Here is an 18,118-nt window from a genome sequence, read left to right on the forward strand (position 1 = left end):
GTCCCTTCTACAGGTCGGCGGGGGCGGCCAACCGGCCGACCACGGCGGTGGCGGCGGCGACCGGCGGGGAAACCAGGTGGGTACGCCCACCCCGGCCCTGACGGCCCTCGAAGTTGCGGTTGGACGTGGAGGCGGAGCGCTCGCCCGGCTTCAGCGTGTCCGGGTTCATCCCCAGGCACATGGAGCAGCCGGCGAACCGCCACTCGGCACCGGCGTCGGCGAAGACCTTGTCCAGCCCTTCGGCCTCGGCCGCCTCCCGAACTGCGGCGGAGCCGGGCACCACGAGCATCCGGACCCCGTCGGCGACCTTGTGGCCGCGCAGCACGTCGGCGGCGGCCCGGAGGTCCTCCAGGCGGCCGTTGGTGCAGGAACCCACGAAGACCACGTCGATGGGCAGCTCGCGCAACGGGGTGCCGGCGCGCAGGTCCATGTACTCCAGAGCGCGGCGGGCCGCTGCGCGCTCCGAGTCGGTGGCGAACTCCTCCGGGTCCGGCACCGGCGCGCTCAGCGGCGCCCCCTGCCCCGGGTTGGTGCCCCAGGTGACGAACGGGGTGATCCGGCTGGCGTCCAGGGTCACCTCGGCGTCGAAGCGCGCGCCCTCGTCGGTGGGCAGCGTCCGCCACCACGCCACGGCCGCGTCCCAGTCCGCGCCCCGCGGCGCGTTCGGGCGACCCTTGAGGTACGCGAAGGTGGTCTCGTCCGGCGCGATCATGCCGGCCTTGGCACCCCACTCGATGGACATGTTGGCGATCGTCATCCGACCCTCCATGGAGAGGGAGCGGATGGCCTCGCCGCGGTACTCGACGATGTGCCCGCGACCGCCGCCGGTGCCGACCTGGGCGATCAGCGCGAGCACCAGGTCCTTGGCGGTGACTCCGGGGGCGAGCTGACCGGTGACGTTCACGGCCATGGTCTTCGGGCGGCTCTGCGGCAGCGTCTGGGTGGCCAGCACGTGCTCCACCTCGCTGGTGCCGATGCCGAAGGCGAGCGCCCCGAACGCGCCGTGCGTGGCGGTGTGCGAGTCGCCGCAGACGATCGTCATGCCCGGCTGGGTGAGCCCGAGCTGCGGGCCGATCACGTGCACGATGCCCTGGTTGTCGTCGCCGAGCGGGTGCAGCCGCACCCCGAACTCGGCGCAGTTGCGGCGCAGCGTCTCGATCTGGGTCCGCGACGTCGGGTCCGCGATGGTGAGCAGGTCACCGCGGCGGAGCCGGAACGCCGGATCGGCGTACCCGGTCGGTGTGTTGTGGTCCTCGGTCGCGAGGGTCAGGTCGGTACGGCGCACCCGGCGCCCGGCGAGCCGCAGCCCGTCGAACGCCTGCGGGCTGGTCACCTCGTGCAGCAGGTGCAGGTCGATGAAGAGCAGGTCCGGCTCACCAGCGGCGGACCGTACGACGTGCGCGTCCCAGACCTTCTCGGCCAGGGTCCTCGGCTCAGGAGTGACTCCCACCATCTGGACATCCTAAATTCTGGGAGGTAAGTTTCGGCTTGTGGGACACAGTATGAGCGGTGTCGGCGTTCTCGACAAGGCGGTGGTCATCCTGGCCGCCTGCGTGGACGGCGCCAGCCTGGCCGAACTCGTTGACCGTACGAAGCTGCCCCGGGCCACTGCGCACCGGCTGGCACAGGCACTGGAGATCCACCGGATGCTGGTCCGGGACACCCAGGGCCGATGGCGCCCGGGCCCCCGGCTGGGCGAGCTGGCCAACGCCGCGCCCGACGTCCTGCTGACCGCCGCCGAGCCGCTGCTGTCCGCACTGCGCGACGCCACCGGCGAGAGTGCGCAGCTCTACCTGCGCCGCGCCGACGAGCGGATCTGCGTGGCGGCGGCGGAGCGCGCCAGCGGTCTGCGGGACACCGTGCCGGTCGGCTCCGTGCTGCCGATGACCGCCGGTTCGGCGGCCCAGATCCTGCTCGCGTGGGAGCCGCCGGAGGCGGTGATGCCGCTGCTGCCGCGCAGCAAGTTCACCGGTCGCACCCTGGCGGAGGTCCGCCGCCGTGGCTGGGCGCAGAGCGTCGCCGAGCGCGAGGCCGGTGTGGCGAGCGTCTCCGCCCCGATCCGCGACCGCACCGGCCGGGTGATCGCCTCGGTCAGCATCTCCGGCCCGATCGAGCGCCTGGGCCGCCGCCCCGGCGAACGCCACGCCATGGCAGTCGTACGAGCCGGCCAACGCCTCTCCGGCCTCTAACCCCACCCCCACCCCGACCCCCCGCCCGCCAACTTCCCCCCGTTGATCATGAAGTTATTGCCAAGACGCGCCGATGCCGGTGGCAATAACTTCATGATCGACGGAGAGGGGGGCGGGGGCCGGGGGCGGGGACCGGGGACCGGGGTGGGACGGGAAAGGCTCGTCTCGCGAAGCGAGACGAGCCTTTCGTTGTAGCCCCGACCGGATTCGAACCGGCGCTACCGCCTTGAGAGGGCGGCGTCCTGGGCCACTAGACGACGGGGCCAGAACTTTCCTGCTTCACCGCTCTCGCGAGCGGTGCGGCTTGTAGTCTAGCGGCACCGTCTTGAGCGGTCGGCATGGGGTGCGTGGCCGGGGGCGGGGCCGGAGGGCGGGGCGGGACACGAAACAGCCCGCCTCACCAGGTGAGACGGGCTGTGCACAGATGTAGCCCCGACCGGATTCGAACCGGCGCTACCGCCTTGAGAGGGCGGCGTCCTGGGCCACTAGACGACGGGGCCAGAACTAGTTCTGCTCCCCCACCCTCGCGGGCGGAGGAGCTGCACTCTACCGAAGACCACTCTCCGCCCCCGGAGGGGCGGAGTCGAACTCCGTCAGAATCCAGCGTCCGGGATTCTCGCGAATCCCAGCTGCGCTGGGGTACCAGGACTCGAACCTAGACTAACTGAACCAGAATCAGTCGGGCTGCCAATTACCCCATACCCCATTGGCCCCTTGCGGCGCCGGGAGTGAACTTTACCCTCCCGGTGCCGGCAGGCCAAATCCGATCCCCCCGAACCGCCTGTGAGCTGCGGAAACAGGGGCATCGAACGGATCAGGCGACGGGGACCACCGTGTTGCTGAGCTCGCCGATCCCCTCGATCCGCACGGTGACGGTATCCCCCTCGACGAGCGGGCTAACCCCCGCCGGCGTGCCGGTCAGCACCACGTCACCGGGCAGCAGAGTCATCACGTGCGAGATGTACGACACCAGACCCGGGACGTCGAAGACCATGTCCTTTGTCCGGCCGAGCTGGCGTACCTCCATCTCCTCCGGGTTGCGGCCCACCTCACACCGGATCTCCAGGTCGGAGACGTCCAGCCCCGTGGTGATCCACGGACCGATCGGGCAGAACGAGTCGAAGCCCTTGGCCCGGGTCCACTGCCCGTCCGAGCGCTGGAGGTCCCGCGCGGTGACGTCGTTGGCGCAGGTGTAGCCGAAGATGGCCCGCTCGGCGGCGGCGCGGTCGGCCCGGCGCGCTCCCGGCGCTCCGATCACCACCGCGAGTTCCGCCTCGTGCTCGACCTGCTTGGAGAAGATCGGCAGCCGGATGGCGTCCCGGGGGCCGATCACCGAGGTGGACGGCTTGAGGAAGAGCAACGGCTCCTTGGGCACCTCGTTGCCGTGCTCGGCGGCGTGGTCGGCGTAGTTGCGACCGACGCAGACCACCTTGCTGGGCAGGATCGGCGAGAGCAGTCGGACGTCGGAGAGGGCCCAGCGGGCCCCACTGAAGGACAGTTGGCCGAACGGGTGGCCCTCGATCTCGGCGATGGTCAGGCCCTGCGGCCCGGCCTCCGGCTCGCCCTCGACGACCCCGAACGACATTCCCTTGGCATGAGCGAAACGAGCGATACGCACCTGGTCAATCTAGCCCCGTCGGCGGGCCTGCCGGCCAGGACGGGCTGCCAGGTGTGCTCAACCCGTCAGGGCGGGCCACCCTACCCGAGGCGACGACGGCCGGGGCGGGCTTCCCGACTTCGTACCCGCACGGAGGGAGGGCACCCCTAGCGTCGGCTCCGGAGGTTCGTTCGTATGCCTGCATCGACACGACACCACAGAGCCCTCGCAGTGTTCGTGCACTGCCTCGGCATCCTCGCCGCCGTACCGGCCCTGCCGGCGGCGGCCCCGGAGGCGGCGGCCGCGCCACGACCACCGGCCGTAACGCCACAACCATCAGCGGCCACGGCCCGACCGGCAGCGGCCACGCCGCCACCGACGGCGGCCGTGCCGCCACCGGCGGTCACCACGCCGCAACCGGTGGCGGTGGCAGCACGGGCGCCCTCGGCGACCACGCCGCCCACCCCACCCTCGGCGCCACCGGCGGTGGCGCCGCCCCCCAGGACACCGGCGTCGACGCCCGCGCCGCCGGTCACGGTGGCGGTCGCCCCGGAGAGCAGCCCCGCGCCGCGATACCGGATCCACGTGCGCAACGTGGGCAACTCGCCGGTCGACACCACCGTGCGCCAGGAGCTGCCACCCGGCTCGTCGGCCACCTCGATCACCGCGGGCGGCCGTTCCACCCGTGCCGGCGGATCCACCGCCGAGGTGACCTGGCGGTTGAGGCTGCCCGCGCACAGCACCACCACGCTGGGCACGGCGCTCACCGCGACCGCGCCCGGTCAGGCGCTGACCGCGCCGGCCTGCGCCTTCACCAGTGACGGCAGCCGGCCGTACGACTGCGCCACGGCCACCTGGCAGGGGGCGGCGACACCCGCCGCCGAGGTCACCGAGGCGCCGCCCTGGCGGCGGATCCCGGTGCTGCTGGCCGGCGTGGCCGTCCTGCTGCTGATCGTCGCCGGTCTGGCCCTGGTGTGGCGACGGCGGCGCGGGCGTCGGGTGACGGCCGCCGCCCTGGCCGCCGACCGTGGACCCGACGGTGGACGCGGAACGATCTACCCGCGCCCGGCCGCGCCGACCCCGGCGGGGCGGCGGCGTACCCCGCCGGTCTGGTTGCTGGTGGGAGCGGCCGTGGTCGTGCTGGCCGGAGTGCTCGGCGCGGCGGGCTGGACGGCGACCCGGCGGGTCGCGGCGATCGACACCCAGAAGCAGCCGACCAGCGGCGCGTGGATGGGCACCGGGGTCTCCGGTCCGCTGGGTGTGCCGCTGCGGGAGACGGCGTTCGAGTTCACCGTGTACGGGATGTCGTGCGGTGCGGCCGGCGCCGCCCGGCCGGCCGACGGTGGTGCGGCTCCGGCCGCAGGCCGACGCTGCCAGGCCACGGTGGGCGTGCGCAATCTCACGGGCGACCACCAGCCGTGGCACGGCCAGCTGCAGCGGGCCTACCTGCCCGGTGGGCGCTGGGTCAGCGCCGACGAGTCGGCCACCAGGGCCGCGAACCTGGGTCGGGACGTCTTCGCCGATCCGGTGGCCGCCGGCAGTCGGGTGGTGCTCCCGCTGGTCTTCACCGTCGACGGGCGGGATCCGCCCAAGCAGTTGGAATTGCGCAGCGGAGTGTTCTCCGCCGGCGTCCGGGTGGACATGCCCTGACCGAGGGGCGGGCGGCGGTCGTACCCTGGGGTGCGTGACCGCCGCCCTCGCCCCCGCCGTGCTCGACGTGGCGGACTGGCAGGCCCGCCGCCAGGCCCACGAGGAGCGGGTGGACGTCTGGCTGGCCCCGCACCTGGCCCGCCGGCACCGCGGCGAGCGGCACCCGGTGGCCGATTTCCTGTTCACCTACTACTCGCACCGTCCGGCCCAGCTGCGTCGCTGGCACCCGGGTGCCGGGGTCGAGCTGCGCGGTGCGGATCCCGCCGAGTTCGGGCGGGACTACCGCGCCACCGACGCCGGGGTCACCCTCGACACCGAGGCGGTACGCGCGCGGCGCGGCGAGTCGATCGGCTGGATCCGTTCGCTGCTGGCGGCCACCGCCGGGCGGGCGCCGCACTTCGGCTGCTTCGGGATGCACGAGTGGGCCATGGTCTACCGGCAGACCCGCGAGGAGCTGCGCCACAACGCCTGGCCGCTGCGGCTGGACCCGGAGCGGACCGCGGCGGTCGTCGAGGAGCGGGGCGTACGGTGCAGCCACTTCGACGCGTTCCGGTTCTTCACGGCACCGGCCCGGCCGTTGAATCTGCTCACCCCGACGCGGGAGACCCAGCACGCGAACGAGCAGCCGGGCTGCCTGCACGCCAACATGGATCTGTACAAGTGGGCGTACAAGCTCTCCCCGCTGGTCAGCTCGGAGCTGGTGGCCGACGCTTTCGCGCTGGCCCGGGAGATCCGCACGCTGGACATGCGGGCCAGCCCGTACGACCTGGCGGCGCTCGGTCATCCGCCGGTGCGGGTGGAGACGCCGGAGGGTCGGGCGGAGTACGCCGCCGCGCAGCGCGGGTTCGCCGACCGGGCCGCGGTGCTGCGCGACCGGCTGCTCGCGGCCGTCCCGGCCTGACCGGCGGCGCCCGGGTCAGCTCCCGGGGCGGGTACGCAGGCCGTCGATGAGCAGCGCGACGACCGCCGCCATGTCGTCGTCGAGGCCCGGCTCGCTCCACTCGGCGCGGTGCGCCGGGTGGTGGAACCGGGCGGTTGCCTGCAACAGCGCCCGGCCGGCCACCGCCGGGTCGGGCACGGTGAATTCGCCGGCCGCCACCCCGTCGGCGACGATCAGGCTGAGCTGCCCGGCGAGGACCTCCAGGTGGTTGGCGACCGCGCCCTCGGAGAGCGTGGCGAGCTGGTGGAAGTTGTCGAACAGCTCCGGGTCCTCCCGGGCCATCCGGCGCTTGGTGCCGCTCAGCTCGGCCAGCCACCGGCGCAGCCGCTGCGGTGCCGGGCCGGGGCCGGTGGCCACCTCGATCAGCGGGGTGGAGACCCGGGCCAGCCAGCGTTCGGCGACCGCCTCGCGCAGCGCCGCCTTGCTGGCGAAGTGCCGGTAGACGCTGCCGTGGCTGACGCCCAGCGCGCGGGCGACGTCCAGCACGGTGGCCTTGGCCGGCCCGTACCGGCGCAGCACCTCCTCGGCGGTGTCGAGGATGCGGTCGGCCGTCAGGGCGGTGGCGTCGCTCATTCCTCCAGCCTCCCTGACGGCGCGGACGGCCGTGGCGCGGCCCCCGGCCGGCGGTCGCGCCACGGCCGGGCGGTCATGCCCGCTCGCTGTCCAGGTGTGCCATCTGCGCCTCGTCGTAGCGGGCGCCAGCGGCCGCGCCCGCCGGGACTGCGGCCTCGATCGCGGCCAGGTCCGCCTCGGTCAGGGTGACCGCCGCGGCGCCGAGCGCCTCGGTGAGCCGCTCCCGGCGACGGGCGCCGATCAGGGGCACGATGTTGTCGCCCCGGGTGAGCACCCAGGCGATGGCGATCTGGGCCACGGTGACGCCCCGCGTCTCGGCGATGACGCGCAGGGCGTCCACCAGGGCCAGGTTGCGGTCCAGGTTGGCGCCGGCGAACCGGGGCAGGTGGCTGCGGAAGTCGGTGCCGGCGGTCTCCCGCTGCGCCGTCCAGTGGCCGCTGATCAGGCCCCGGGACAGCACGCCGTAGGCGGTGACCCCGACGCCCAGCTCACGGGCCGTGGGCAGGATCTCGGCCTCCGGGTCGCGGGAGATCAGCGAGTACTCGATCTGGAGGTCGGTGATCGGGTGCACGGCGTGCGCCCGGCGCAGCGTCTCGGCGCTCACCTCGGACAGGCCGATGTGCCGGACGTGGCCGGCCTTGACCAGCTCGGCGATGGTGCCCACCACGTCCTCCACCGGCACGTCCGGCGAGAGCCGGGCGGGGCGGTAGATGTCGACGTGGTCGGTGCCGAGCCGGCGCAGGGTGTACGCCAGGAAGTTCTTGATGGCGGCGGGTCGGAGGTCGATGCCGTTCCAACCGCCCTCGACGTCGCGCAGCGCGCCGAACTTGACGCTGATGACGGCGTCGTCCCGGTTGCGGCCGCGCAGCGCGTCGCGCAGCAGCATCTCGTTGTGGCCCATCCCGTAGAAGTCGCCGGTGTCCAGCAAGGTGATGCCGGCGTCCAGCGCGGCGTGGATGGTGGCGATGCTCTCGGCCTCGTCGGCGGCGCCGTAGAGGTCGGACATGCCCATCAGGCCGAGCCCGAGCGCGGAGACGGTGGGGCCGGTGGTGCCGAGGTTGCGGGTGTCCATGAGTCTTCCTCTCCTGGGGTGACCCGTTGAGCGTACATCCTTGGGCTGACAGATGCCAGATTCTGTCAGTCGATAGTCGGAGGGCCCGCCGGAAGAGGGGTGCTGTTCTTTATTCGCCGTCGGCCCGGCGGTCGCGCTTGCGCTGCGACTGACGCTTCTTCTCGGCCAGCCGGCGCTCCTTGGCGCCCCGCGAGGGGCGGGTCGGCCGCCGCGGCGGCGGCGGGGGCGACGCGGCCTCCCGCAGCAGGGCGAGCATCCGCTCGCGCGCGGCCTCGCGGTTGGCCAGCTGCGCCCGATGCTCGCTGGCCGCGATCGTCAGCACCCCGTCCACCAGGCGGTTGGCCAGCCGGGCCAGCGCCCGCGACCGGACCGACTCGGGCACGGCCGGCGAGTTGGCGAGGTCGTAGCTCAGTTCCACCCGGGAGTCGGCGGTGTTGACGCCCTGCCCACCCGGCCCGGACGAGCGGGAGAAACGCTCCCGCAGCTCTCCGGCAGGGACGACCCACCGGTCGGTCACCCGCAGTCCGTCGTCCACGCCCCGAGGCTAACCCGCACCGGCGCTCCGGGGGTCAGCGGTGCGGCGGTTCACTCTGCGTCGCCGACGGACTGGGCGCCGGGCCGGCGGTCTCGTCGTCGGAGCCGACCGCGGCGTACGCCACCGCACCGACCAGAAGCAGCGCGATCACGCCGGCCTTGGTCGCGACCCCCCGGATCAGGAGCCAGGCGCCACGGCGGGCACCCGGCACCGATTTCTTGACGGTCTGGTAGTCACTCCACCCACGCCGCGCGCGGGCGTACGCCGACCCCACTGCACATCCGATGACCAGGCCCACCAGCAGGAGGACCGTGAGAAGAGGACGCTCCACCTCCGCCAGTATCCATATACAGAGTGATATTTCCATGGCCCGATGCTCTCGGGCCGGATATCCGACACCGCTGGTGATCCCAGCGCCCTCCTCCCGGCCGTCCGGGCAGCTCAGCCGCCCTTGCCGATGATCGTGTCGGCGGTCTGCTGCACCTGGTCGATCGGAATGGCGAAGCCGATGCCGATGGATCCGTTGCCGTCGATGGTGGCGATCGCGGTGTTCACCCCGACCACCTCTCCACGAGCGTTGACCAGCGGTCCGCCCGAGTTGCCGGGGTTGATGGAGGCGTCGGTCTGCACGGCGCTGTGCCGGTTGTTGCCCAACCGCACCTGCCGGTCCAGGGCGCTGACGATGCCCGCGGTGACCGTTCCCGATAGACCGAGCGGCGAGCCCACCGCGAGCACCGGCTCACCGACCCGCGTCGCGCCCGGCTTCGCCAGCGGCAACGGGGCCAGCCCGGCCGACGGCGGCACCTTCAGCACCGCCAGGTCGCTGCGCGGTTCCCGGCCGACCACCTCGGCGGCGAACCGGCGGCCGTCGGGGAGTTCCACCGTCACCGGTCCGCCGCCACCCTTGGCCAGGATGTGGTCGTTGGTGATCAGGTGCTGCTCGTCGTCCACGGCGAACCCGGAGCCGGTCGCGGAGCCGCCGTTCGTCCCGCCGGCCAGCACCGACACCACCCCGGGCACGGTCCGCTGGGCGGCGGTCACCAGCTCGGCCGGCACCGGGGCGGCCGACGCGGCGGCCTCCCCCGGGACGCCGTCCCGGCTGGCCACCACGCCACCGGCCACGGCCCCCGAGACGGCGGAGAGCGCCACCACGGCGAGCGCGGCGAGCAGTCGTCCCGGCCGCCGGCCACCGGGTTCCCGGCCCGAACCGGGCGCGTCCCACCACCCGCGCCCGTCCGGGTCGAGTTCCGGCGAGATGAACCAGGGACCGCGCGGTTCGCCCAGTCCGGTCTGCACTGCCATGCGTACTCCTTCCGGTCGAGGTCGTTGCGCGGCGGGTCAGGGCAGCCGGGAGAACCAGCGCATCGAGCCGGCGGCGGCGCCCATCGCGAAGACCAGTCCGAGGCCGATGAACCGGGCCGAGATGTCCTGCCGCTCGGTGCGGTAGCCGACGGAACTCCCGATGTCGTCGTAGACGGCCCGCAGTTCCTCGCTGCTGCCGGCCTCGTGGAACATCCCGCCGGTCTCGTCGGCGACCGCCTTGAGGGTCTGCCCGTCGACCGGCACCTGGATCGGCCGTCCGCCCCGGTCCACGAAGCCGGAGGGGGTGCCGAAGGAGATGGCGTGCACCGGCACCTTCGCGGCCACCGCGTCCGCCGCCGCCTCCATCGGGTCCATTCCGGACGTGTTCGCCCCGTCGGAGAGCAGGATGATCCGGGCCGGCGGCGGCTCCTTCGCGGCCTGGCTGTCCAGGGCCTTGACGGCACCGAGTGAGGTGTTGATGGCCTCGCCGATGGCGGTGCCCTGCACCCCCGTCGCCCCCTCGACGAGCCGGTCGATCCCCTCGTCCAGGGCGTCGCGGTCGGTGCCGGGTGGCACCAGCACGGCGGCGCTGCCGGCGAACGCGACCAGGCCCACGTTGAACTCGTCGGGCAGGCTCTCGACGAAGCGCCGGGCCGCCTGCTTGGCCGCCGCCAGCCGGTCCGGGTCCACGTCGGTGGCGAGCATGGAGGTGGACACGTCCACCGCCACCATCACCGTGGCGCGTTCCCGGGGCACCTGGACCTCGGCGGTGGGCCGGGCGAAGCCGACCACGAGCAGCGCCAGCATGGCCAGGAACAGCCCGGCCGGTACGTGCCGACGCCAGGCCGGCCGCTCCGGCGCCACCCGGTCCAGCAGCCGCAGGTTGGTGAAGCGGACCGCGTACCGGCTGCGGCTCCGCTGCATCACCAGGTACGCGACGACCAGGGCGAGCACGCCGAGCAGCAGCCAGAGTCGCAGCGGCGACTGCCAGGTCACGCGGCACCTCCCCGGACGGCGCCGACCGGCGCGGCGGCCAGCCGGCGCTGGGCGTGCACGTGCCGCACGATGTCGGCACTCCAGTCCCGGTCGGTGCGCAGCGCCAGGTGGGTGGCCGCGCTGCGGCGCAGTGCCTGGTGGACCTGCTCCCGCTGGGCGGCGGCGGCCGCGGCGTACCGCTCCCGCAGCCGACGGTCCGATGTGCACACCTCCCGGCGGCGGCCGGTCTCCGGGTCGACCAGGGTGATCAAACCGACGTCCGGCAACTCCAGCTCGCGCGGGTCGGTCACCTCGATCGCCAGCACCTGGTGCCGGACGGACAGCCGGCGCAGGGTCCGTTCCCAGGGCGGCGGCTGGTCGGGGTCGTCGGGCAGGCCGTCGAGGAAGTCGGAGACCACCACGACCAGGCCGCGCCGGTTGGCGACCCGGTGCAGGGCGGCCAGCCCGTCGGTCAGCTCCGGTGCCCCGACCGACGGCGCTCGCCCCGGCCCGTCGCCCGGCCCGGTGGCGCGCGGAGCGGCCAGCAGCGCGCGGAGCAGGCCGAGCAGATGGGTACGCCCGCTGCGGGCCGGGAAGCGACGCACCCCGTCGGCGCGCAGCACCTGAGCGCCGAGCCGGTTGCCGACACCGGCGGTGAGGAAGCCCACCGCGGCGACGGCCGCGACTGCCAGCTCCCGCTTGTCCAGCTCGGCGGTGCCGAACTCCATGCTGGCGCTGGAGTCGACCAGCAGCCAGGTGGTCAGTTCACGGTCGGCGTCCACCTGCCGGACGTGCGGCACGGCGGTTCGGGCCGTCACGGCCCAGTCCATCCGGCGGACCTCGTCCTCACCCGGCCGGTACTCCCGGCTGCCGGCCGGCTCGCTGCCCGGCCCGGGCAGCAGGCCGCGGTACTGGCCGTGCAGCAGGCCGTTCAGCCTGCGGGTGACGGTCAGCTCCAGGCGGCGCAGCCGCTGGTCCGGAGCCAGCTCGGCCAGGCCGGGGTCCGCCGGCCCGGTGCTCGTGCGCCTCATGCCGCGGCCAGGTCCTGGGTCTGCTGCGGGTGCCCGGTGGCCAGCCGGGGCGGCGGCACCGCCTCCACCAGGCGGCGGACCACGCTCTCGGCCGACACGCCGTCGGCCACGGCGTCGAAGGAGAGCACCAGCCGGTGGGCGAGGACGTCCACCGCCAGTTCCCGGACGTCCTCGGGCAGCACGTACTCCCGCCCGCGCAGCAGGGCCTGTGCCCGGGCGGCCGCGACCAGGCCGAGGGTGGCCCGGGGGCTGGCCCCGTACGCCAGCAGCGGCGCGATCTCCGGCAGACCGAACCGGCCCGGATCACGGGTGGCGAGGATGAGCCGGACCACGTACTCGGCCAGCGCGTGGTGGACGAAGACCCGCTCCGCCCGGGCCTGGAGGTCCAGCAGCCGTTGCGCGTCGAGCACCCGGCGCGGGCTGGGCCGGTCGGTGCTCATCCGGTAGAGGATGGCCAGCTCGTCGGCGTCGCTCGGGTAGTCCACGACCACCTTCATCAGGAACCGGTCGCGCTGCGCCTCCGGGAGCTGGTAGACCCCCTCGGACTCGATGGGGTTCTGGGTGGCCAGCACCAGGAACGGCGCCGGGACGGGCCAGCTGCGCCCGCCGATGGAGACCTGCCGCTCCGCCATCGCCTCCAGCAACGCCGACTGGACCTTGGCCGGCGCGCGGTTGATCTCGTCAGCCAGCACCAGGTTGGCCATGATCGGGCCGAGTTCGACGTCGAAGGTCTCCTGGGAGGCCCGGTAGATCCTGGTGCCGACGATGTCGGAGGGGACCAGGTCCGGGGTGAACTGGATCCGGGAGAAGGTGCCGCCGACCACGGTGGCGAGGGTCTGCGCGGCCAGTGTCTTGGCCACGCCGGGGACCCCCTCCAGGAGGCAGTGCCCGTTGGCGACCAGGGCGGTGAGCAGGCGCTCGACGAGCCGATCCTGCCCCACGATCACGCGTTTGACCTCGAAGAGGGTCTGTTCCAGCTCGACGCCGCTCTGCTCGGGATCGACCGAGCTGGGCATGCTGGCCAGGGTGTCCGAGATGTCCGTCACGGTGCTTGCTTCCCGGGGCGGCAGCCGGCAAACGTCGGATTATCGGTGCCGAAGTCGCCGGGGTGGCCTCGCTCGGTAGGAAGTGCCTGATCAGGGGACAACTGCCCGGAACGGCACGAGCTACGCGATCGGCGGCAGACCGGGTGCACGACGAAGCCGCCGGCCGGGCCGGCGGCTTCGTTCGGACGACCGGGTGCCGGCCCACCAGGGCCGGCACCCGTGCTGTCAGGGGGTGTGGATGACCAGGTGGAAGCCCAGGTCGGTCGGTGTACCGGCCGAGTTGCGGGTCTGCACGAAGACCGCGTTCGGCGTGCTCAGCCGGGGTGCGACGGAGATCTCGCCCGGCGGCGGAACGCAGCACGCGTCCCCGCGACCGATGGTGGCCACGAAGACGCCGGAGGTGACGGTGTAGCCGACCTGGACCTCGTACTGGCCGGGGCCGTACTTGATCACGGTGCCGACGCCGCGCGCCTTGGTGCCGTTGGCGTTGACGACGACGATGTTGGTGCTGGCGAGGAGCGTCGAGTTGGCCTTCAGCGCGGCCTTCGCCTTACGGGCGGACTCCGCCGTCACCGGCGGTTGGGCGTTCGTGCCGCGGGCAGCCGGCTGGGCAGCCTCCTGCGGCGCCTTCGCCGACGGCTGCGCGATAGCGATGCCCCCACCGGCCAGGCTGAGCGCCAGGACGGCGAATGTGACGGCTGCCGCCTTGCGTCGGAAGGATGTTTTCATGACAGGTCCCCCTTGTGTGACCGTGCGGATTCGGCCGACCCGCGGGGCGGGACGGATGACTGCCTATAAATGGGTGGACGACCGCAATCAAACCGGAAGAAGCACTCTCACGCGCACCTGGTGAGGTCGATTCTCGACGATCTAGCTCCGGCTCTGAGCTGGGATTACTACTCAGAGTTGCGTCGTTTGGGCCAGGTGGAACGTAGCATTGGAAAAAGCCGAGCGTCAATAGTTGATCTCACTTTGTCGGGCTGTCGGTCAGTTGTCAGATAATAGTGAAATGTGAGCCCATCACCATTCACGAAATAGCGAAAGTTGTTCCGCTACGCTATTGCCGTGATCATCGACGCTCCGCCCGCGCCGATCCGGCGCCCCGACCGGCTCCGTACGGTGCTCTCCTGGTCGGCGGTCGTCCCGACCGCCGCCTGGGCCGTCGCCCGGCTGGCCGGCCTGGACCGGGGGCCGCTGGTGCAGGCGCTCGCCTTCACGCCGTACGTCGCGGGCTGGAGCGTGCTGGCACTGGCCCTCACCCTCGCCCTCCGGCGCTGGTGGCCGGCGGCGGTCGCGGCGTTGGCCACGGTGGCGCTGCTCGGCGTGGTGACACCCCGGGCGCTGGCCGCCCCGCAGCCGACGGTGGCCGGGCCCACCGTGCGTCTGCTCACCGCCAACCTGCTCGCCGGCTCGGCCGACGCGCGGTCGTTGGTCGAGCTGGTCCGGCGGCACCGGGTGGATGTGCTCACCGTGCAGGAGTTCACCCCGGACGCGCAGGCCGCCCTGGATCGACTGGGCCTCGACCAGCTGCTGCCCCACCGACAGCTCAACCCGGCGACCGGCACACCCGGGTCCGGGCTCTACTCGCGGTGGCCCATCACCGACCCCGGCGTCCGGCACAACCGCGGCGGGTGGGGCTTCAGCCAGGCGTACGGAACGCTGGCCGTCCCCGGGGCGCCACCGGTACGCGTCGAGTCCGTCCACCCCTCGGCGCCGTACGCGCTGGACCAGGTCGACGCCTGGCGCGCCGACCTCGTCGCACAGCCACCGGCCACCCCGGACGGTGGCCTGCGGATCCTCGCCGGGGACTTCAACGCCACCCTCGACCACGGCCCGCTACGGGCCCTGCTGCGCACCGGGTACGTCGACGCCGCCGACGCCGCCGGGGAGGGGCTGACCGGCACGTGGGGCCCCTACGACGGCGATCTCATCCCGCCGGTCACCATCGACCACGTGCTGGTCGACCGCCGCATCGCCGTCCGCTCCGTCACGGTGCTCGCCCTGCCCGACACCGACCACCGCCCCGTCCTCGCCACGGTCGGCCTGCCGGCCGGCTGACCCGAGCGCCCTCAGCGCCCGCCCGGCGCCCCGGGAGCGCCGGCCGGAGTGGTGGGCGACCCTTCCCTGCCCTCCGCCAGCCCGTAGGTGAGAGCGTCGACGAGGGCGTGCCAACTGGCCTCGACCACGTTCGGGTGCACGCCCACGGTGGTCCAGTCCCGGCCCCTGCCGTCGGCCGTCTCCAGCAGCACCCGGGTGACCGCGCCGGTGCCGTGGCTGCCCTCCAGGATGCGGACCTTGTAGTCGGCCAGCTCGAAGTCGCGCAGCTGCGGGTAGTGCCGCGCCAGCCCGACCCGCAGCGCCTCGTCGAGGGCGTTGACCGGGCCGTTGCCCTCGGCGGTCGCGATCACCCGCTCGCCACGTACCCGGATCTTGACGGTCGCCTCGGAGACGACCGCGCCGTCCTCGCGGTGCTCGACCAGCACCCGGTAGGACTCCAGGGTGAACGGCCGGACCGGCCGGCCCTCCGGCAGCTCGGAGCGGACCAGCAGCTCGAAGGAGGCGTCCGCGGCCTCGAACGACCAGCCGCCCGCCTCCAACTCCTTGACCCGGTTGGTGACGCGGGTCAGGGCCTCCGGACGGCCGGCCAGGTCCAGCCCGAGCTCGCGGCTCTTGAGCTCGACGCTGGCCCGGCCGGCCATCTCGGTCACCAGGATCCGCATGTCGTTGCCCACCACCGACGGGTCCACGTGGTTGTAGAGCAACGGGTCGACCTTGATCGCACTCGCGTGCAGCCCCGCCTTGTGGGCGAAGGCGGCGGCCCCGGCGTACGCCTGGTGGGTGTCGGGGGCGATGTTGGCGATCTCGGCGATGGCGTGCGAGACCCGCACCATCTGTTCCAGGCAGCCCTCCGGTAGGACCGGCATGCCCAGCTTGAGTTGGAGGTTGGCGACCACCGCGAAGAGGTCCGCGTTACCGGGCCGCTCGCCGTAGCCGTTGGCGGTGCCCTGGACGTGCCGGACGCCCGCCTCCACGGCGGCGATCGTGTTGGCCACGGCGCACGCGGTGTCGTTCTGCGCGTGCATGCCGAACAGCGCGGCGTCGACCCCGAGCCGTTGGGTCAGGTCGACGATCGCGGCGGTCACCTGGGAGGGCAGCATGCCGCCGTTGGTGTCGCAGAGCACCATCCGCTCGGCGCCGGCGGCCAGAGCGGCCTGCACCACGGCCGCGGCGTACGCCGGGTCGTGGCGGTAGCCGTCGAAGAAGTGTTCGCCGTCGACGAAGACCCGGCGGCCCTCACCGACGAGGTGCGCGACGGTGTCGTGGACCATCGCCAGGTTCTCCGCGCCGGTGGTGCGCAGCGCCCGCTCGACGTGCCGGATGTCGGCCTTGGCGACCAGCGCCACCGCCGGGGTCTGCGCGTCCAGCAGACCGCGCACCTGGGGGTCGTCGGCGACCTTGACGCCGGCCTTGCGGGTGGCGCCGAACGCGACGAGCACGGCGTGCCGCAGGTCGAGTTCGGTGCGCGCCCTGCGGAAGAACTCGGTGTCCTTGGGCACGGCGCCCGGCCAGCCGCCCTCGATGAAGCCGACGCCGAACTCGTCGAGCAGCCGGGCCACGGCCAGCTTGTCGACGACCGAGTAGGTGAGCCCTTCGCGCTGGGCGCCGTCGCGCAACGTCGTGTCGAAGACCTGGAACGTCATCAGGATCCTTTCTCGGAGCAACAAAAAGACCTCCCGCGGATGCGGGAGGTCTGCGCGCTCGGCGGAGGGGAGGGCCGGCGCGCTAGGTCGCAATAATCAGGGCGGTGCTGGTCACGATCGCTACTGTGCCACCCCTCCCCTGTTTTTGGGAGGAACAATCCACATGGCGGGACGTTGACGCACGGTTGCCATCACCTGGCATCCGTCGGGTCGGGAGGGGAGCCCGCCGCTCGTGATCGGCTTCACAAGGCACCTGGCCGCCCACCGGCGACAACAACCCTGAGGAAGTATCTGGAACTGATCAAGTTACGGGGCACCTGTGCCACTCCCAAGGAGGACCATTGCTGACTCCCGGTGGTCTGGACGCGATCAAGGCTGCCCTGCCCGAGTACGCCAAGGACATCAGGCTCAACCTCGGCTCCGCCCTCGGCGCCTCGACGCTGACCCCGGTGCAGACCTGGGGCACCGCGCTGGCCTGCGCGGTGGCCGCCCGCAATCCGCTGGTACTGCGCGAGATCGCCGCCGAGGCGCTCGGCCACCTCAAGGCGGAGGGCGTCGAGGCGGCCAAGGGCGCCGCGGCCATCATGGCGATGACCAACGTCTACTACCGGGCCAAGCACCTCATCGGCGACGAGCAGTACGCCTCGATGCCCGCCCGGCTGCGGATGCAGATCATCGCCCGGCCCGGGGTGGACAAGGGCGACTTCGAGCTGTGGTGCCTCGCCGTGTCGGCGATCACCGGCTGCGGGGTGTGCCTGGAGTCGCACGAGAAGAGGCTGCGCGCCAGCGGCTTCACCCGGGAACAGGTGCACGAGGCGCTGCGGATCTCCGCCGTCGTGCACGCCGCGGCCGTCACGCTGGACGCCGAGGCCGCGCTGGCCTGAGCCGGTACGCCCGACGGGCCGACGCCGCACCCGCGGTGTCGGCCCGTCGCCGTTTCCCGCCCCCGGCCGCCGGGTAGCTCCTCGGAGGACGCACCCCACCGACGCCGAGACGATCGGCGACAGTCAGGAGTGAACGGCATGGACAGGATCGATCCGCACGCCACTCACGCCGGGCCGGACCCGCTGCGCGGCGGCGACCAGGGCACCGTGCCCGGCGGCGCGCCGGCCGGCGCCTTCGACCCCTGGCGCTACCGGGACCAGGCCGGGGTGGCCGACGCCGACCTGGTCGGCTACAAGGTCGAGGCCACCGACGGCGGCATCGGCAAGATCGACAGCGCCAGCCACGAGGTGGACGGCAGCTACCTGGTCGTGGACACCGGCCCGTGGATCTTCGGCAAGAAGGTGATGCTGCCGGCCGGCACGGTCAACCAGGTCGACCACGACCAGCGCACCGTCTCCGTCGACCGGACCCGCGACCAGATCAAGGCCGCCCCGGAGTACGACGAGACCAGCCACAGCGACCCGACCTACCGCGATCGGCTGGGCGGCTACTACGACGAGACGTACGGCGCGCTCCCGCCCGGTACCGCGCGCTGATCGAACGGACCCGACGGCCGGTGGGG

18 protein-coding genes and 3 tRNA genes are annotated in these 18,118 nt (G+C 73.0%); 6 read left to right on the forward strand and 15 right to left on the reverse strand.

Features of this window, described 5'->3' with window-relative positions:
- Positions 1-7: 7 nt before the first annotated feature.
- Positions 8-1,453, reverse strand: coding sequence for a 3-isopropylmalate dehydratase large subunit (gene leuC / locus ACTWLT_RS15715; protein ID WP_445319021.1), 1,446 nt, complete (start codon positions 1,451-1,453; stop codon positions 8-10).
- 49 nt (positions 1,454-1,502) lie between these two features.
- Here leuC and ACTWLT_RS15720 point away from each other — a divergent pair, with 49 nt between their 5' ends.
- Entirely contained in the window at positions 1,503-2,189 is a 687-nt protein-coding gene (locus ACTWLT_RS15720) for an IclR family transcriptional regulator (RefSeq protein WP_445319022.1), read from the forward strand.
- Between the two features lie 192 nt (positions 2,190-2,381).
- On the opposite strand, the gene ACTWLT_RS15725 is transcribed toward ACTWLT_RS15720, so the two are convergent.
- The 4 genes from ACTWLT_RS15725 to ACTWLT_RS15740 form a co-directional block, all read right to left on the reverse strand.
- A tRNA-Glu gene (locus ACTWLT_RS15725) sits at positions 2,382-2,454 on the reverse strand.
- 162 nt (positions 2,455-2,616) lie between these two features.
- A tRNA-Glu gene (locus ACTWLT_RS15730) sits at positions 2,617-2,689 on the reverse strand.
- A 134-nt stretch (positions 2,690-2,823) separates the two neighbouring features.
- A tRNA-Gln gene (locus ACTWLT_RS15735) sits at positions 2,824-2,895 on the reverse strand.
- A gap of 108 nt (positions 2,896-3,003) precedes the next feature.
- Positions 3,004-3,807 (reverse strand): fumarylacetoacetate hydrolase family protein, encoded by an 804-nt coding sequence (locus ACTWLT_RS15740; protein ID WP_252419902.1) that lies wholly within the window; start codon positions 3,805-3,807, stop codon positions 3,004-3,006.
- A gap of 174 nt (positions 3,808-3,981) precedes the next feature.
- On the opposite strand from ACTWLT_RS15740, the gene ACTWLT_RS15745 reads away from it, so the two are divergent.
- Both ACTWLT_RS15745 and ACTWLT_RS15750 read left to right on the forward strand, forming a co-directional pair.
- Positions 3,982-5,436: a hypothetical protein gene (locus ACTWLT_RS15745; RefSeq protein WP_445319023.1), complete on the forward strand. Its 1,455-nt coding sequence runs from the start codon at positions 3,982-3,984 to the stop codon at positions 5,434-5,436.
- A 34-nt stretch (positions 5,437-5,470) separates the two neighbouring features.
- Positions 5,471-6,337, forward strand: a complete 867-nt coding sequence (locus ACTWLT_RS15750) for a 3-methyladenine DNA glycosylase (RefSeq protein WP_445319024.1) — start codon at positions 5,471-5,473, stop codon at positions 6,335-6,337.
- A gap of 15 nt (positions 6,338-6,352) precedes the next feature.
- Here ACTWLT_RS15750 and ACTWLT_RS15755 read toward each other — a convergent pair whose 3' ends face one another.
- The 9 genes from ACTWLT_RS15755 to ACTWLT_RS15795 form a co-directional block, all read right to left on the reverse strand.
- Positions 6,353-6,949, reverse strand: coding sequence for a TetR/AcrR family transcriptional regulator (locus ACTWLT_RS15755; RefSeq protein WP_252419899.1), 597 nt, complete (start codon positions 6,947-6,949; stop codon positions 6,353-6,355).
- Between the two features lie 73 nt (positions 6,950-7,022).
- Positions 7,023-8,021: an aldo/keto reductase gene (locus tag ACTWLT_RS15760; RefSeq protein ID WP_445319025.1), complete on the reverse strand. Its 999-nt coding sequence runs from the start codon at positions 8,019-8,021 to the stop codon at positions 7,023-7,025.
- 109 nt (positions 8,022-8,130) lie between these two features.
- Positions 8,131-8,556, reverse strand: coding sequence for an alternative ribosome rescue aminoacyl-tRNA hydrolase ArfB (gene arfB, locus ACTWLT_RS15765; protein WP_252419897.1), 426 nt, complete (start codon positions 8,554-8,556; stop codon positions 8,131-8,133).
- A gap of 34 nt (positions 8,557-8,590) precedes the next feature.
- On the reverse strand, positions 8,591-8,887 hold the full coding sequence (locus tag ACTWLT_RS15770) for a hypothetical protein (RefSeq protein WP_445319026.1): 297 nt from the start codon (positions 8,885-8,887) through the stop codon (positions 8,591-8,593).
- A gap of 110 nt (positions 8,888-8,997) precedes the next feature.
- Positions 8,998-9,858 (reverse strand): S1C family serine protease, encoded by an 861-nt coding sequence (locus tag ACTWLT_RS15775; protein ID WP_252419895.1) that lies wholly within the window; start codon positions 9,856-9,858, stop codon positions 8,998-9,000.
- Between the two features lie 36 nt (positions 9,859-9,894).
- Entirely contained in the window at positions 9,895-10,854 is a 960-nt protein-coding gene (locus tag ACTWLT_RS15780) for a VWA domain-containing protein (RefSeq protein WP_252419894.1), read from the reverse strand.
- Positions 10,851-11,864 (reverse strand): DUF58 domain-containing protein, encoded by a 1,014-nt coding sequence (locus ACTWLT_RS15785; protein ID WP_445319027.1) that lies wholly within the window; start codon positions 11,862-11,864, stop codon positions 10,851-10,853. Before ACTWLT_RS15785 ends, ACTWLT_RS15780 begins: the two co-directional genes overlap by 4 nt.
- Complete coding sequence (locus ACTWLT_RS15790) at positions 11,861-12,910, reverse strand: AAA family ATPase (protein WP_252419892.1); 1,050 nt, start codon at positions 12,908-12,910, stop codon at positions 11,861-11,863. The genes ACTWLT_RS15785 and ACTWLT_RS15790 overlap by 4 nt, the downstream gene beginning before the upstream one ends.
- Positions 12,911-13,135: 225 nt before the next feature.
- A complete protein-coding gene (locus ACTWLT_RS15795) occupies positions 13,136-13,639 on the reverse strand; it encodes a hypothetical protein (protein WP_445319028.1) in 504 nt (167 codons plus the stop codon).
- 390 nt (positions 13,640-14,029) lie between these two features.
- Here ACTWLT_RS15795 and ACTWLT_RS15800 point away from each other — a divergent pair, with 390 nt between their 5' ends.
- Entirely contained in the window at positions 14,030-14,968 is a 939-nt protein-coding gene (locus ACTWLT_RS15800) for an endonuclease/exonuclease/phosphatase family protein (RefSeq protein WP_445319097.1), read from the forward strand.
- A gap of 11 nt (positions 14,969-14,979) precedes the next feature.
- Here the strand turns inward: ACTWLT_RS15800 and cimA are convergent, their stop codons facing one another.
- Positions 14,980-16,611, reverse strand: a complete 1,632-nt coding sequence (gene cimA, locus ACTWLT_RS15805) for a citramalate synthase (protein ID WP_445319029.1) — start codon at positions 16,609-16,611, stop codon at positions 14,980-14,982.
- A 341-nt stretch (positions 16,612-16,952) separates the two neighbouring features.
- On the opposite strand from cimA, the gene ahpD reads away from it, so the two are divergent.
- Both ahpD and ACTWLT_RS15815 read left to right on the forward strand, forming a co-directional pair.
- Positions 16,953-17,495, forward strand: coding sequence for an alkylhydroperoxidase, AhpD family (gene ahpD, locus ACTWLT_RS15810; RefSeq protein WP_445319030.1), 543 nt, complete (start codon positions 16,953-16,955; stop codon positions 17,493-17,495).
- Between the two features lie 138 nt (positions 17,496-17,633).
- Positions 17,634-18,092, forward strand: a complete 459-nt coding sequence (locus ACTWLT_RS15815; RefSeq protein ID WP_252419888.1) for a PRC-barrel domain containing protein — start codon at positions 17,634-17,636, stop codon at positions 18,090-18,092.
- The last annotated feature ends 26 nt before the right edge of the window (positions 18,093-18,118 follow it).

The organism is Micromonospora yongxingensis (assembly GCF_052601155.1).

Excerpts from the sequence above, each read along its gene's own strand:
- ACTWLT_RS15760 (WP_445319025.1), bottom strand. The coding sequence starts at position 8,021 with ATGGACACCCGCAACCTCGGCACCACCGGCCCCACCGTCTCCGCGCTC.
- ACTWLT_RS15775 (WP_252419895.1), bottom strand. The coding sequence starts at position 9,858 with ATGGCAGTGCAGACCGGACTGGGCGAACCGCGCGGTCCCTGGTTCATC.
- ACTWLT_RS15785 (WP_445319027.1), bottom strand. The coding sequence starts at position 11,864 with ATGAGGCGCACGAGCACCGGGCCGGCGGACCCCGGCCTGGCCGAGCTG.
- cimA (WP_445319029.1), bottom strand. The coding sequence starts at position 16,611 with ATGACGTTCCAGGTCTTCGACACGACGTTGCGCGACGGCGCCCAGCGC.
- ACTWLT_RS15795 (WP_445319028.1), bottom strand. The coding sequence starts at position 13,639 with ATGAAAACATCCTTCCGACGCAAGGCGGCAGCCGTCACATTCGCCGTC.
- leuC (WP_445319021.1), bottom strand. The coding sequence starts at position 1,453 with ATGGTGGGAGTCACTCCTGAGCCGAGGACCCTGGCCGAGAAGGTCTGG.
- ACTWLT_RS15745 (WP_445319023.1), top strand. The coding sequence starts at position 3,982 with ATGCCTGCATCGACACGACACCACAGAGCCCTCGCAGTGTTCGTGCAC.
- ACTWLT_RS15755 (WP_252419899.1), bottom strand. The coding sequence starts at position 6,949 with ATGAGCGACGCCACCGCCCTGACGGCCGACCGCATCCTCGACACCGCC.
- ACTWLT_RS15815 (WP_252419888.1), top strand. The coding sequence starts at position 17,634 with ATGGACAGGATCGATCCGCACGCCACTCACGCCGGGCCGGACCCGCTG.
- ACTWLT_RS15720 (WP_445319022.1), top strand. The coding sequence starts at position 1,503 with ATGAGCGGTGTCGGCGTTCTCGACAAGGCGGTGGTCATCCTGGCCGCC.